We start from the raw sequence: 14713 nt of genomic DNA on the forward strand, positions 1-14713 counted from the left end.
CTTCCTCACGATGTCTTCCGCGGAATGCCGCTTGCGTCCTGCCATGTCCTCAGTGTCCCTTCTCGGCCCTCACCAGGCCAAACAAGGACTCTAATACCGGGCGGTCCCATCTACGGGGTACGGCCCAGTAGCTCGACGTCGAACACGTTGTAGAGCACGAATATTCAGCTCGGTCAGATTCGACAGAACTCCGGAGTCGTGCCCCTCTTCGGACTCGCGCTGGGCGATGTAGGTGCCCGCAGGGTCGAGGAACAGGCAACGGATAACTGTGCCGCTCTGGAGCAATCGAAGGATCTCGCTATCGGCGAACTGTTGGCACAGCATGTTCAGAGAGATCCCCGCCATCTCGATCGTTCGAGCCTCCTTGAATATTTCCTGGGGAGGCATCTCGCGCACGAAGTCGAGACGATTCGGGTAGATCGATTCCACGTCCGCCGTTCGTCGCGCTTGGACTTGTGTGCTTGCTGAGGTTTGGGGGCGCATCAAGTCGAGCGGTTCCCCCGTGTGGTCCGAAAATAGTTCTTCGAGAGTCCAATTGGGGAACATCGCCAACAGGATTCGACAGTGGTGCGGGTACGGCAGGCTCGTGACATCGCCGGACAGCCACCGGTAGAACTGGGCCTTTTTTGGTCCGTGGCCGACAGTTTCGGGCTCAACCCGCCCTGCGATTCGGTCGTACTCGTGGTTGAACGCAGCCAATGTCTGCAAGTGACGTTGCTGCAGCAGCGCTTTCAGTACCGATCCCATGTCCCCTGCCTCGGTGCGATCTCATCGCTTAGAACCGATTCTAGCAAAGATGAGACATAGAAGATACTCGTACAGACACTGGTGGTAGAGCTGAGACATAGGCGGCAGTCGAGAAGAGACCGCCTGAAAAAACACCCTTGGACGTGGACTTTCCACTGTTTTCCACCCAAGGAGTGTGCCAGTGAACGCGAGTACTCAGTCGGCGGAAGTGCCGACCGGACTCATCAATCTCAAGACGGCCGCGTCGTTGATCGATGTGGACGTGAAGACACTCAAGAACTGGATCAAGGCCGGTCGAATCCGCGGCTTTCGGATCAACGGGCGCCTCTGGCGCGTGCAGCGTGACGAGCTGCTCGGCCTGGTTCAGGTCGCGCTCGACATCGAAACGGCAGGTGTGGAATGACCACGCCATCGGAAAGGACACTGCAGGCCAGGATCGCGGCACACGAGTCGTGGGCAAAGACACCGGACCGCGCGGCCAGGACGGCAAAAGCCCGTGACGCGCTGCTGAGCAAGTTCGATCGTTTGGTCGATCCGGATGGACTGCTCAGTCCGGAAGAGCGGGCATACCGCGCGAAGCAGGCCCGAAAGGCGCACTACACGCGACTGGCGTTGAAGTCCGCCAGCACGCGGCGTGGCCGCCGTAATCGGGATGAAAGCGGTGATCTGTGATGCGCGCCAAGACTTTCGGTCTCGCGCTTGCCGCGGTTGCGGTGGGCTATCTGGTGTTGACCGCGCCGGGTGTTGTCGGTTTCACGGTGATGCTGCTGTGCGCTGTGGCTTTCTGGCGTGCTTCGCGTCGGTGGGGGGTTCGGCGATGAGCGCGCAGTTCAGGCCGGAGCCGCCTGCGCATCACAGCTACACCGTTACGCATTACGACCGCGGTCGCGGCGTCGGGCACAACGCGTTGACGTCGATGACCGGTCCGGAGTTCACCAGTGTCGGTGCGGTTTATGCGCCGTTGAACGCGTTGCCGGTCGCCCCGCGTCTGATCGTGTTGGCCGTACTCGTCGTGATCGGTATGGGCGGGTGCACCGCGGCGTGGGTCGATTACAAGCACGACACCCCGTCGGTGGATGTGTGCCGTTCAGCGAGTGCGGGTGTGCCGCCGGAGCCGGTGGGTTCGTGCGTGCCGCGTGAGCAGTTGCCGCAGGTGGTGACGCGATGAGCATCGAGGACGAGCGTCGCCGTGAGCGTGCGGAGTTGGAGGCGGAGTTTGCGCGTCTGGACACCGTCTACGAGGTGTTGGCCGACATGCAGGACTCGGCCGTGGCTGTTGTCCGGGAGAAGGGTTTCGAGAACGTCGGTTTCGAGGAGTCGCGCCTGAAAGGTGTGTCCGGGTTCCGGGAGTTGAACGCCGAGCGCGAGTGGGTGCGTGATCGCCTGCTCGACTACCAGTTCTCTCCGGAGCGGGCCGCGCAGATCCGTTCCCGTATCGCCGAACTCCGGCGTGAGCGTGAGGCACCGCAGGAGCGTCCGGGGCGGTCGCGATGAGTCGATATCTCGATCCGGGTGGGGAGCGGTTCGGTGTGCCGACGTGGCCGTGGCGGTTGGCTCCGCGGCATTTGCGGACTCGTCGTCAGCTCGCCGTCGAGGGCCGACGCCCCAGCGGTGAGCGTGAGGGGCAGGTGTTGCGGGCGCGTGGTGGTGATCGTGGCCCGTTGCGTGCGGACCTCTACGACGCGGAATCGGCTGTGCCCAAACGGGAACCGAGCGAAGCGCAGTTGGAGGCACTGCGGTTGGCGCGGTGGCAGCGGTCGGTGAACGCGGCCGAGCGTCGCGGGATCGATACCGCCGAGATGCGCGAGGTGATTTTGCAGGCCCGCGCCGACATCGCTACCCGCCGCGCCAATCGTCGCGATCAGCGTCCCGAGCAGGGAAGGGAGCGAAGTAGATGAACCACAAGACGACGAACCCGCTGCGGTCGGATCGGTGGGCGGTGTTGGAGTTCGAGCACCGTGACCAGATCATCGCCGGACTGCGCGGACACGGGCTGTCGTATCGGGATATCGCACAGTTGTTGGGGATTCGTGCCCGCCAGGTCGAAGCCGTCCTCGGTGAAGTCGCGGTGTTGCACGGTCGCGAAACCAGTCAGGTCGAGATCGGTCGCCGTGTCGGGTTGCCGCGTACGACGGTGCAGGACCTGCTGCGCAAGGAACGCGCCCCGCGGTCGACACCGCGCAAAACGATGGTGTTGCGCGGAGCGTCGGAGATGCATGCGATGCAGCTCGACGTGTTGGGCTGGTTTCTGGGCATGGAACGCAACCACGTCTACGAACTGACTCAACGTCTGCTCGCCGAAGGCCATATCAAGCCTCTCGAAGAGGTGTTGTCGGGTCAGAAGTGGGTGATCCCGACCCGGGTCACGGCGTCAAAGTATCTGGGGTGGCGGACCGCGGACTGGATGCCCCCGAACGGGCTGGCCGAGCACTACCGCGCCGTGGCCCAGGCCCGGATCATGCTCGTCGGCCCGAACCCGGAAATGTTCGTTTCCGAGCGGATCTTGCGGCACCGAATCGGCAAGACCGCCGGCGGTAAGCGCGGTGCGGAGTTCGAGGTGTCGTCCGGGCGTGACCCGAAGATGGGCCACCCGCACGTGCACGACGGCCGATTCCTCGGTGTGGTGGACGGGCTGCGCGGGTGGTGGGCGCTGGAAGTGGAGTTGTCCCGCAAGGACCCCGAGTACATGGATATCGCCTTGCGCGGTGCCATCCGCGCCGCCCGCGACAGCGTGACCGAGTCCATGGTCGGGGTGCTGTATCTGTGCCGCAGCGCGAAGGTCGCCGACAACGTCACCGCCGCTTCCGAACGCCTCCCGCAGGCCGAATTCGCTCGGCTGTCGCTGGATTTGGTGATCCGTGATTTCGATCTGGAGTGGTCGAAATGGCTGCGTGACTACAACACCCGCCGCGAAGCGGCCAAGGCCGCGAGCCCGAACCGGCGTCGCCGCACTCTCGTTCATCTCACCCAGGAAGCCGAAGCATCATGAGCAACCCGCACTGCAAGCCGATCATCACCCCCACCGACTGCACGCCCTACGGCAGCGCCCCCGAACCCGATCCGGCGGTGGTGGTGCCGGTCGATCCGACCGCCCCGCACGCGATCACTCCCGAGGCCCCGCCGATCAAGGGCGTCGAGGGTTGGGATCTGCCGAGCGTGGATCTGGCAACGGCCGGCCACGTCGTCACCACCGCCACGGTGTGCGGGGTGGTCGTGGTCGGGATGCTGGTGATGATTCTCGCCGTGGCCGCGGCGTGGCTGCCCCCGGCGCGGTTGCGGAACTTCGCCATTGCGTCGCTGTTGCTGCCCGCCATGTCGGCGCTGGTGGGTGGTTCCTGGTCGGTACCGGCCTCTCTCTTGTGGTCCGGCGCCGCCCGGATGACCGCCGGTGACCTCGCCGGACTGCGTCAGATGCTGATCCTCGGCGCCCCGGTCGCCGCGCTGCTGGCCACCTACTACTGGGCGCAGTTCGTGCACAAGACCAACACCGTCGGGCTGAAATCCTTGGAGCGCACCGAGCGCGTGAAGGACACCATCCACACCCGCCGCTTCGCCAGCGCGGCTCGCGCGGCCCGAGCGGGCGCGCCCACGACCACCGGCCAGGGCATCGTGCTCGGTCGGTTGGCCAAGACCACCACCGCCAAGACCACGAGTCTGTGGCAGGAATTGACCGCCCGTCACGAGAACTGGCTGGTGATCCCGCACAAGCAGGCCCGCCGCCACTTCGCGATCGTGTCCACCACCGGCGGCGGTAAAACCGAGCTGATCAAGTGCCATTTCGTGGGGATGCTCGACTACGAGTGGACCGCCTGGCATCAGTGGAAAACCGTCCCCGGAATGCGCAACAAACACCCCCGCCCGCTGATGGTGCTCATTTCCTGCAAGGGCGGCGCCGACGACCTGGCCCTCGGTACCGAAATCCGAGGACTCGCCCGCCGCATGGGCATCGAGTCCAACCGGATCGCCACCGTCGGCCCCGGTGGTGACCGGCTGGAGCTGTTCAAGACCTTGACTGCCCGCGACATGCGCGGCGTGGTGGGCGAGATGCTCAACGGCGGTCAGGCCACCACGAGCGAAGGGCAGCATTTCGATGAGATGCGCCGCCGCATCGTGTCGTTGGTGGTCGACGCTCCCGGTGGTCCGCCGCGCTCGTCGGCGGAGTTCTTGGAGCGGCTCAACGTGGACAAGCTGCTGGATCTGTGGGGCGGCGCCCCGGATGTGAAGCGGATGTTGGAGGCGTTGCAGGCCGAACGGGTCCCGCAGATCGATGACGCCCTGATCAAGGCCACCAACCTGTTCGACCTGCTCCAGGATCAGGACGGGGCGATGGTCTTCGACAGCGGCAAAGACCTCGACGACCTCGATGTCCTGTACGTGACCGTGCCCGGACTCGACAAGGACGCCGCCCGCGCCCAGGTCGCCGCGATCCTGCGCATGGTCATGCAGAAAGCGGGCCGTACGGCCAAGGACAAGCGGCGTTCGGTCAGCGTGATCATCGATGAAGCCTCCGCGACCACCACACCCTCGGGCGCCCTGAATTTGGTTGATGTGTGCGAGCGTGGCCGCTCCCAAGGCGTCGCCCTGGCGTTCGCGGCCCAGTCCCAGGAGGGGCTGGCCCAGGACAAGTGGACGCTCAACCGCTTGTTGAAGGCGTGCGCGGGTGGTCTGATCCTCGGTTACAACGAGAACGCCGGTGACCTGTGCGAACACCTGGGCACGGTCCGGTTCATGCTGCCGTCACGGCATCTGATCAAGGGCCAGCGCACCGGCGACGAAGGCCAGGTCTCGGTAGGCGACAAGTGGCTGGTCGACCCCGACCGGCTGCGTGAACTCGACACCGGTCAGTTCGTCTACGCCCGCGCCCGCCGCGCGGACTGGGGCCAGGTCGTGCAGGTGACACCGGACCGGGTGCGCCCGTTGCCGGGCACGCCCGCTCACACCGCCACGAAGGCCGCCACCGGCAAGAAGCCCGTCGAGGCCGATCCGAAGGCCGCGGGCAGCGCCGCCTGAACCTGCCCGCTCTCTGTTCGCTCCGATTCACCCCCTGATCTCTGTATTCGATTGTGAGGCAACAACTATGCGTATCAAGCCACCCAACGACCGCAACAACGGCGACGGCGACGATGACGATCGGCTCCCGACCGACCCGAGCGTGATCGGGGAAATGCTCGGTGACGAGGTCGAGGACTACCTCGCCCATGTCCTCGCCGATGTCCCACCTCTGGATGAGGAGGAACCGCCCTTCACCCCGCCGTCGCGGTCGCGCCGCCCGATCGGCCCGAAACGCCCCGCCCTGCATCTGGTTCCGACCAGCAAGGACGACCACGAAGACCGCGACGATGCCGCGGCGCTGGACCCCGAGGCCGCGATCGAAGCGGGCCGGACCGCGCGCACACGGATGGTGCGCAGTGCGGCGGGCGGTTCCGCTCTTGTGGCGCTGGCCGCGGCGTTCGCGTGCTGGGGCGAATCGGTCGCGGTGACCGGTCCGATGGCCGTCTACGGGACCGGCTGGGTGGGCTACCTGTGGTGGAACGCCGCCCTGCGCCCCAGCTTCCCCGACACCGTCACCGCGATCAGCGACGGAATCAGCCGCGCCGTATCGAGCGCCCTTTCCAGCCGCGCCACACCCGACCCCGACGCACCCACCGCGGGAACGAAAACGGTCGTTTCGGTCGAGGAGGTGAACAAGCCCACCACCGACAACACGTGAAAACCACTACCCACCAGAACATCTCCCGATAGTTCGACCCCCGGAAGGAAACCAATCCCATGTCCGATCGCAGTACCGAAGACGAGATCCGTTCCGAAGTCCGTCAGTTCGCTCACTCCTTGCCGCATCTGCTGCGTCTGCTGGCTCAGTCGGGTAGCTGGCTGGACCGCCGTCATGTCCGTAAACAGATCAGCCGCACGCTGCGGGAGCAGCGCCGTGCCGAGGAAACCTCGCGTACCCATCACCTGTCCTACACGCAGCAGATGGTCGACCGCTACCGCGACCACGCCCTGGCCGTGTCGGAGCGGGCGAGTGATCCGAGTGTGGATCACGAACGCCGCTACCGTGACCACCAGATCCTGACCGAGCACGCGAACAACCTGCGCAATCGCATCGCGGTCAACGACCGACTGACCGTGACCGAACGCGGGATCGCCCTGGACGGCCTCGATGCCGCGACGACGTTCCCGCGGTTCGAGCCGGGCCGACTGTTCAAGAAGGCGCACAAGGTCCGGGGGATCGAGGCGTTGAAGTATCGGGCGCAGGTCGCCCGGGTACTCGGCGCCGACACCTACACCGAGCAGTTACGCCCCCGACCCCAGCGGCAGGACGTCGAGCGGAGGCAGTACGAGACAGGCGTCGAGACGTCGGATGTGGTGGAGGCGGTCGGTCCGCGCGATCCCGAACCGCAGCGTGGGATGGATCCGGAACGGGTGTGGGAGACCACGGTGCGCTACCACCGGCCCGAGAGCGTCGGTCCGGACACGGTGTCGGTGGAACGGGATTGGCACCGCGACGGTATCGAGTCCGCACAGTGGGCCTCCGACACCGTCGAAGGGTTGCAGATCAAGCCCGGAACCGAGGTATCGGCCGCGGCGTGGCACAACGGGCAGCCCGTCCCGGAATACCTCGCCGCTGGCACCCCCGACGAAGTCCGCGAGCAGCTGGCCGGGGGACTCGCCGAAATGCGTCGGACCCAGGCCACGCGTATCGGTGGTGTCGAGCAGCCGACCCCGCCGCCTCCCGACCTGACCGAGCGGGACCATAAGGGAGGGGTTGCGGTCGAGCCGGATAGGTTGGCCGCGGTCGAACAGCAACTCGCCGACCTCCAGGCCGATCGGGACCGGCTCGGTTCGCGGGTGCAGATGCTGCAACGCGGCCTGGACGCGGTCACCGGTGAACGGGACGAGATCCGGCGCCGGTTCGATACCGCCGAATCCCAGGTCGCGGCCTTGAAGACCCGTAACCAGCGTCTCGCCGCCGAGATCGGCGAAGTCCGCGACCGCACCACCGGCCCGCAACTCTCGCCCGGAGTCGCCGAACACGTGCGCCACATCGAGGGCGAGCGTGACCAGGCCCGCCGCGAGCGTGACCGGTTCAAGGCCGAACGCGACGAGGCGGTGCGCAAGCTCGCCCGGTCGACTCCGGAGCGGGAGCGGTTCGGCAGCCGCGAACGCGTCGACCAGCAGGACCGGGACGACGAGCATCCCGACGACCGTGAGCGGGAGCAGGCGCACGAGCAGGCGGTAGCGGAGTGGAACGAGACGGTCGGCCGGAACATGGCCGAATCCCTCGCCGACCTGCCCGATCATCCCGAGGTCGCGAAACGTGATCTGGGGCAGGTGGATTGGGGTCGGTTCACCGACGGTACCGACAACGCCGACGAGCTGGCCCGCTGGTGGGCCGCCGAGGGCGCCGAGCAGTACTGGACCGAGTACGACGCCGCCGCGGCCCGCCAGCCCGAGCACACCCAGGGCTGGCAGCCCGAGCAGGACGAGCTGCGGCCGGAGCGTAACGGTCACCGCCGCAACGGGATCGAACGGAGCCGCTGATCATGCATGCCGAACACGAAGACCACATGCGCGCCGAATTCGAGATGTTCTATCGGCTCGGGCGTGACATGTTCGAGGTGAGCAGCGAAGCCGAGATCGACCGTATCGACTCCCAGCGTGGGGAGATCGCGCGACGCTGGGAGGACGGCCCGCACGCCGAGCACTGGGCCTATCTCGAAGACGCCGAGCACGACTGGCAGCGCACACCCGACACGATGGCCCGGTTCATGGACAACGTCGCCTTCAACCGCGAACACCAGACCGGGTTGACGGAGTTGACCGATGTGCAGCTGCGCAGTCAAGAGCAGGCGCGGGAGTTGACCGGCAACGACCGGCCCCGCCCGCGTCAGCGTCCGCAACGGGGTCGGTGAACCGTCGATGGACGCTCGCCATCAGCAGGGCCGATCGTATGAGATCGTCACCGACGCCCTCACCCGCAAGATGGGACCGCCGCGGTACCCCCGCTCGCCCGAGCAGTGGACCAACTACCTGTGCCCGGTCCACGAAGACGACGGACAGCACCACAACCCCTCTCTTGGGGTCCGCTACGACGCCGCTCAGGAACGCACCATCGTGCGCTGCTGGGCCAGATGCGACGACGAAGAAGTCGTGACACGCATCGGGCTACGAGTCCGGGACATGTTCGACCGCTTGCCTGAACGCACCCGAAACACGGCGAGCACCAACAACACCCGCACCAGCACGACGACATCCAATGGTTCTGCTCGCCGGTCCTTCGGGACCGGCGGGCGGCCCGCCCGCCCGCAACCTGGAGCGGCGTCGAAGTCGGCGGGGCAGGTGGTGTCCCCGGTCGAGAAGGCGATCCTCGCCGCCCATTTCCCGATCCTCAGCAAGCCGGACTTGGGAGTGCAGACGGGGCGTCCGGAGACGGTGGATTCCTACATCTACCGCTGGCCCAACGGCCGGGTCGAGGGTGCCGTGCACAGGGTGCGGACCCCGCACGAACACGGCTACGCCAAGTCCTTCTGGCAGGCGCATTGGACCGGAACCGAATGGGAGAAGACCGGTTTCGCGCCGATCCCGTGGAAGCTCGCCGACATTCGCGAAGCACTCGACACCGGCCGCGAGATCTATGTGTGTGAGGGGGAGAAGGACGTTCAACGCGCCAACCAGGCGGGGCAGATCGCGACCTGCAACGCGATGGGCGCCGGTTCCTGGACCGCCGAGCACGCCCGTTGGCTGGCCGGTGCGGCGCGGGTGATCGTGGTCGCCGACCGCGACCGCCCCGGATACCGCCACGCCGCCAAGGTCGCCGATTCCCTCGCCGAGTGCGTGGGGGAGGTGCGGGTGCTCCAGGCCCGTGACGGCAAAGACCTTTCCGACCATTTCGACGCCGGATACGACCTCGCCGATCTGGAACCCGTCAAGTACCTGGATCGGGCTCAGAATGCCCGGTTTCGGTCCGCGCCCGTGAACCGCGGGCAGCAGCAGCGGATCCGTAGCCGGTGACCGAGCACCGCCTGCGCATCGATCACGCGAACCGAGAGGAGACCCGAATCATGACCACGAATCAGACCGGTGCGCAGGCGGTGCGCAGCACTGATATCGCGCACCGCAACGCACCACCGCCCGAATCCCCCGGTGCGCGGACGAGAGAGGAAACCTCTGCCATCCGGTTCTTCTGGGGCGAACTCTTGCTCGTCGCGGCCATGTCGATCGCGGGCAACATCGTGCACGCTTGGCTCAACGCACCGGCCGGAAAGGAGTGGGTCGCGGCGTTCGTCGCTTCCTTTCCACCGATCGCGCTACTTGCGGCAACCCATGGCGTCGGACTGCTCGTCCGCGCCCAGAACAAGGCCCGCCTCGCGTATTGGGCGGTTGTCGGGCTGACAGCGGCCATTGCGGCGATCGCGTTCCGGCTCTCGTTCGACGCGTTGCGGGAGTTGTCGATACAGGTGGGGATGAGCGAACATCTGGCGTTCCTTTTCCCGCTGATCATCGACGGCGCCATCGGACAGGCCACCGTCGCGCTGTTGGTGCTCGCGCGCACCGACCGCACCGACCCCGAACCGGTGGTGCGCACCGACCCGGAACCGGTGCGCACCCCTGATCCGGTACGCACCGTGTCGGTGCGCGAGATCCACACCGAGACCCGCTCCAGCACCGAGCAACTCGCCGCTCCCGCCGATCATCGAGAGTTGGAAATCGGGGCTGCGGACCGGATCGAGGAGCTACCGCACCGGCTGCGCACCGAGCAGACCCATACCGTGGACCGGTGGGTCACGGTGGCCGAGCGGGTGTGTGGTTCGGATCCGGCGGGGCGTCGTGATCCGGAAACGGTGGCGACGATTCTGCGTTTGAAGTACGAGCAGGGATGGTCGCACGCGCAGATCGCTGAGCGGATCGAGGTGAGTAAGTCCGCGGTGACCCGGACCTTGGCCGCGGCTCAGGAACACACCGAGGCTGTCGCGGAGGGCGATTCATGCTGAGTGAACTGTCACGAGACGAATCTGATCCGGCCACGAATACAGGAGAGGTCGACGTAGTGTCGACGGGACAGGGGAGGTGGTGGTGAGATGTCGGACAAATCAGCTATCGAGTGGACCGAGGCGACGTGGAACCCGGTCACCGGCTGCGACCGGGTCTCGGCGGGGTGTGATCACTGCTATGCGATGGTGTTGGCCAAGCGGTTGAAGTTGATGGGGACGGCGAAGTATCAGCGCGATGGTGATCCGCGTACGTCGGGTCCGGGGTTCGGGGTGACGATCCATCCGGATGCGTTGGAGGTGCCGCGGCGGTGGCGGGCGCCGCGGGTGGTGTTCGTCAATTCGATGTCGGATCTGTTCCACGCCAAGGTCCCGGTCGGGTTCATCCGGGATGTGTTCGACGTGATGCGCGAGACCCCGCAGCACACCTACCAGGTGCTGACGAAACGCTCGCTGCGGCTCAAACGCCTCGCCGGCGGGTTGCAGTGGCCGGCGAACGTGTGGATGGGGGTATCGGTGGAGAACGCCGATACCCTGGATCGAGTCGATCACCTGCGGGAAGTACCAGCCGCGGTGCGGTTCCTGTCCTGCGAACCGCTCCTGGGTCCGTTGGAGGGTTTGAAGCTCGACGGCATCGGATGGGTCATCGCGGGCGGGGAATCCGGCCCGGGTCACCGCCGGATGGATCCGGACTGGGTGCGGGATATCCGCGATACCTGCCGCGAGGCACAGGTGCCGTTTTTCTTCAAGCAGTGGGGTGGTCGCACACCGAAGGCGAGGGGCCGTGAACTCGACGGGCAGATCTACGATGCCATGCCCACCCTGATCGTTTGACCTGCAACGCAAATGGGCCTCTGCCGCTTCGGCAGAGGCCCTTTTCCGTTGTACGGGTGAGGTCGCGGGCCGAGCCGATCAGCGTGGCGTGGCGCCCTGTGTGTTCGGGGCCAGCCCTATGAGTGACCGGCGTCGGATTTGTCGTGTCCCGTCATCGAGTACAGCCACACCGGAACGGACGAGCGGGCGCAGAGCGTCGATCACGTGTTGTGGTCGGAATACGGTGTCGAACAGGGCGAAGTCGCACAGGTCGTTTACCAGCGTGGGTCCGTGGGTGTGGAGGCGTTCGCGGAGTAGTCGTGAGAGGGGATTGAGTTCGGGGTCGGTGAACTCGAACAGGGTTTCCAGTTGGCTGTCGCGGGGGTCGCGAAAGCCGATACCGAAGACTTTGTCGACTTCCCAGAGGCTGTCTTTCATCTTTTCCAGGCCGCGGCGGTGGTTGGTGCCGAAGACCAGGTAGAGGGCGTCGCCGCGGCGGTCGACCAGTTCGAAGTCGAGCAGGTACCGAAATCCGGCGGTCTTGAGCGCGTTGCGGTAGCAGGTGAGGATGAACTGGCGTTTCTCGCTGCTGGGCAGGCTGGAGGCTTGCCGCCAGGTGCGGTCGCCGCCGAACACGTCATCGGCGCCGTCGCCGAGGTCGTCGACGAAACGCACGAAATGCTGTGGCTTGAACGTCACGATCACCTCCGAGCCCGGGTTGTCGGCGATGCGCTGCAGAAAGCTGTAGGGCACCGGCGCATTTCCCCACGAGTCCAGGACCGCCAGAATCGGCGCACCCCATGCACCGAGGTCGTCCAATTCGCGTTCGAGCAGGTCTTCGCTTTTACCCTTGCGGATCACCACCGGCATCATGCCCAGGCTCCGCGGCCGCTGTGGAAACGCGCGGGTGAGCTGCTCGGTGAGCATCGTGACGCAACGTTGGTCGTCATCGATGAACAGGAACTTCGCCTTCTTCGACAGGTTCGAGACCTCCTCGGCGAAGGCCCGGACCGCGATGATCGGTGACCCGTCCTCGCCGGCTGCGTAGATTCCGGGTCCGGAGAATCCTTCGGCGTAGGTGGCTTCGTTCCACGAGTCGTCGCTGAGGATGATCGGAAACCAGCGATGCAGATACCTGTTGTAGATGTTGTGCTTGGCTGCGGTGTGCTCCACCAGCGGCCAGGGCACGGGTCCGTCGACTGGCATGGAAACCCCCTGAAATCCCCAAAACTTGACGCGCCGTACTTAATTCAGGGTATCGGCGGATGTCGGTAAATAGGTGGGTTCTGCCCGAGAGGCGGGGCAGCCAGGGCTTCGTGGCTTCGGCACCGGCCCGTCAGAGTTGGGACGGTATGTCGATATGGGCAGGGGACGATTCGGGTCGTTGGTAGACGGTGTTGTCCCTGACCATCGCCCACATGACGTTGAGACGGCGACGTGCCAGCGCCAGAACGGCCTGCGAATGGAGCTTTCCTTCACTCCGTTTCCGCTGGTAGAAGGCGAGCGACTTATCGTCGTGGGCGAGGGAGATCGCTGCCGCCATGTAGCAGGCGCGAAGCATACGTCGGTCATATTTCCGGGGGCGCCTGCGGTTTCCGCTGCGGTTCCCAGAGTCCCGGGATACCGGTGCCAGACCGCAGGCCCCGGCGAGCCGGTCGACGGTCCCGTAGGCGAGGAGGTCACCGCCGGCGGATGCGAGAAGCTCTGCGGCCAAAGTCGGACCGAAACCAGGCATGCTCAAGATGATCTTCGCGTGGCGATGCTGGTCGAAGCGTGCTGCGATGGTGTTTTCCAACGTCGCTATCTCGGCTTCGAGCGCCAGGATCTGCCGTGCCAGAGCAGCGACCATCATCGCGAATATCTGCTGGCCCGGGACCACTGTTCGTTGTGCCTTCGCTGCGGTGACTGCCTTGGACGCCATCGTCGCTGGATTGCGGACATTCTGCTGCCGCAGCCAGTCCTCCAACCGGCTCACGCCCAGATCTCGAATTTCCTGAGGGGTCTGGTAGCCGGTGAGCAGGACGAGGGCGCTCTTGGTTCTGCTGTAGTCGAAAGCCGCCTCGAGGGCGGGAAAGTACTCGAGGAGTTGATTGCGGAGACGATTGATGACGCGTGTCCGGTCGCGTGCCACGATCGACCGCCGAACGACGAGGATGCGCAGCTGGGCGGTAACCTCATCGGTCTTCCGTATCGGACGCAGATCGGTTCGCATTCGAGCGTGGTCAGCGATGATGAAGGCGTCTCGAGCATCAGTTTTGGTCTCGCCCGGATACACCGCGGCGGCGTGAAAGAACATGTGACCAGGTAGGTAGACGACCTGTTGGCGTTGCTTGAGAAGGATGGCGATCAGCAACGAAGCCACCCCACGGCTCATGTCGGTAGCCCACTGGATCTGCGGCGCGTAATCGAGATCGTGAACGGCTTCGATCAGCGCCAGGATTTCGGACTCGTCGTTCGCGACGCGAACCGACAGCAGTTGCCGACCCTCGGCGTCGATCACCACACAGTGGTGAGCGGACTTTCCGGCATCCACTCCTGCCCACAGGTCCATCCGATCCTCACCCTCAGTGTGGTGTGTCTGAGAGGTGGCGACCTCCCGGGCTCATCGCATGAGCGTTCTAGCGCTACAGGCCTGTTGAAGCGGTCAGGCCGCCCCAGTCAGCCGAGTGGCGCTTTGCATCAAGCCGTCAAAGCGGCCAGAGGTGACACAGCCATTGAGCCTTCCGGAGCGAAACGCGTCCTCAGTGCACGCGCCTCGCCACCTCGAAAACAGGCTAGAAGAGCACAGCCGTCGCCGTGCCTGCGGCGATGGTGTTGTCCGCCTGATGTCCGCGATCGACAGCCTGCCCCGGACGACCGGACGGTTACAAGTGCCGGGACTGTGCCGGGACTCTGCCGGGATAGTGCCGGGACTGTGCCGGGATTTTGAAGTCCCGGCACTATCCCGGCATGTTCTGCTCAAACTGCGTTTGAGCAGGGTGTTTTGCGCCGTCTGCTGCCTTGCCCGGCCGACACTCTCTAGCGCTTCGCTGTTTCTAGAGAGTGTCGGCCGGGCAAGGCAGCAGACAACACAAAACACAAAGAGACAAAGGACAAGAGATGACCACAAGGAGGGGAGGGAGACCACAAGGGGAAGAGATGACCACAAAAGGGAGGGTTGGGAG

16 protein-coding genes are annotated in these 14713 nt (G+C 65.4%); 13 read left to right on the top strand and 3 right to left on the bottom strand.

What is annotated here, in order from left to right; genetic code table 11:
* Window positions 1–90 precede the first annotated feature (90 nt).
* The gene (locus JZ792_RS38410) at window positions 91–747 is read right to left on the bottom strand and encodes a DUF5919 domain-containing protein (RefSeq protein WP_216917813.1); all 657 of its coding nucleotides are present in this window, start codon (window positions 745–747) and stop codon (window positions 91–93) included.
* A gap of 181 nt (window positions 748–928) precedes the next feature.
* On the opposite strand from JZ792_RS38410, the gene JZ792_RS38415 reads away from it, so the two are divergent.
* The 13 genes from JZ792_RS38415 to JZ792_RS38475 all read left to right on the top strand — a co-directional run bounded on the left by JZ792_RS38415 (window position 929) and on the right by JZ792_RS38475 (window position 11570).
* Entirely contained in the window at window positions 929–1150 is a 222-nt protein-coding gene (locus JZ792_RS38415) for a helix-turn-helix domain-containing protein (protein ID WP_216917814.1), read from the top strand.
* Complete coding sequence (locus JZ792_RS38420; RefSeq protein ID WP_216917815.1) at window positions 1147–1419, top strand: hypothetical protein; 273 nt, start codon at window positions 1147–1149, stop codon at window positions 1417–1419. Before JZ792_RS38415 ends, JZ792_RS38420 begins: the two co-directional genes overlap by 4 nt.
* 145 nt (window positions 1420–1564) lie before the next feature.
* Window positions 1565–1915, top strand: coding sequence for a hypothetical protein (locus JZ792_RS38425; RefSeq protein WP_216917816.1), 351 nt, complete (start codon window positions 1565–1567; stop codon window positions 1913–1915).
* Window positions 1912–2241, top strand: coding sequence for a hypothetical protein (locus JZ792_RS38430; RefSeq protein WP_216917817.1), 330 nt, complete (start codon window positions 1912–1914; stop codon window positions 2239–2241). The genes JZ792_RS38425 and JZ792_RS38430 overlap by 4 nt, the downstream gene beginning before the upstream one ends.
* Window positions 2238–2645 (top strand): hypothetical protein, encoded by a 408-nt coding sequence (locus JZ792_RS38435; RefSeq protein WP_216917818.1) that lies wholly within the window; start codon window positions 2238–2240, stop codon window positions 2643–2645. Before JZ792_RS38430 ends, JZ792_RS38435 begins: the two co-directional genes overlap by 4 nt.
* Complete coding sequence (locus JZ792_RS38440; protein ID WP_216917819.1) at window positions 2642–3736, top strand: hypothetical protein; 1095 nt, start codon at window positions 2642–2644, stop codon at window positions 3734–3736. Before JZ792_RS38435 ends, JZ792_RS38440 begins: the two co-directional genes overlap by 4 nt.
* The gene (locus JZ792_RS38445; RefSeq protein WP_216917820.1) at window positions 3733–5757 is read left to right on the top strand and encodes a type IV secretory system conjugative DNA transfer family protein; all 2025 of its coding nucleotides are present in this window, start codon (window positions 3733–3735) and stop codon (window positions 5755–5757) included. The genes JZ792_RS38440 and JZ792_RS38445 overlap by 4 nt, the downstream gene beginning before the upstream one ends.
* 67 nt (window positions 5758–5824) lie before the next feature.
* Window positions 5825–6457: a hypothetical protein gene (locus JZ792_RS38450; protein ID WP_216917821.1), complete on the top strand. Its 633-nt coding sequence runs from the start codon at window positions 5825–5827 to the stop codon at window positions 6455–6457.
* Between the two features lie 59 nt (window positions 6458–6516).
* Window positions 6517–8289 carry a hypothetical protein gene (locus JZ792_RS38455; RefSeq protein WP_216917822.1) on the top strand — a complete coding sequence of 591 codons (1773 nt, stop codon included), beginning with the start codon at window positions 6517–6519 and terminating at the stop codon, window positions 8287–8289.
* A 2-nt stretch (window positions 8290–8291) separates the two neighbouring features.
* Complete coding sequence (locus tag JZ792_RS38460; protein ID WP_216917823.1) at window positions 8292–8660, top strand: hypothetical protein; 369 nt, start codon at window positions 8292–8294, stop codon at window positions 8658–8660.
* 7 nt (window positions 8661–8667) lie between these two features.
* Complete coding sequence (locus tag JZ792_RS38465; protein ID WP_216917824.1) at window positions 8668–9759, top strand: toprim domain-containing protein; 1092 nt, start codon at window positions 8668–8670, stop codon at window positions 9757–9759.
* A 50-nt stretch (window positions 9760–9809) separates the two neighbouring features.
* Window positions 9810–10739, top strand: coding sequence for a DUF2637 domain-containing protein (locus tag JZ792_RS38470; RefSeq protein WP_216917825.1), 930 nt, complete (start codon window positions 9810–9812; stop codon window positions 10737–10739).
* Window positions 10740–10826: 87 nt separating this feature from the next.
* On the top strand, window positions 10827–11570 hold the full coding sequence (locus JZ792_RS38475) for a DUF5131 family protein (protein ID WP_216917826.1): 744 nt from the start codon (window positions 10827–10829) through the stop codon (window positions 11568–11570).
* A 78-nt stretch (window positions 11571–11648) separates the two neighbouring features.
* Here JZ792_RS38475 and tcmP read toward each other — a convergent pair whose 3' ends face one another.
* Both tcmP and JZ792_RS38485 read right to left on the bottom strand, forming a co-directional pair.
* Entirely contained in the window at window positions 11649–12755 is a 1107-nt protein-coding gene (gene tcmP / locus JZ792_RS38480; protein WP_216917827.1) for a three-Cys-motif partner protein TcmP, read from the bottom strand.
* Window positions 12756–12885: 130 nt separating this feature from the next.
* Complete coding sequence (locus tag JZ792_RS38485) at window positions 12886–14100, bottom strand: IS110 family RNA-guided transposase (RefSeq protein ID WP_216917828.1); 1215 nt, start codon at window positions 14098–14100, stop codon at window positions 12886–12888.
* Window positions 14101–14713: the final 613 nt, after the last annotated feature.

Origin of the sequence: Nocardia noduli (assembly GCF_019038455.1) — a bacterium.
GTDB classification, from domain to species: Bacteria; Actinomycetota; Actinomycetes; order Mycobacteriales; family Mycobacteriaceae; genus Nocardia; species Nocardia noduli.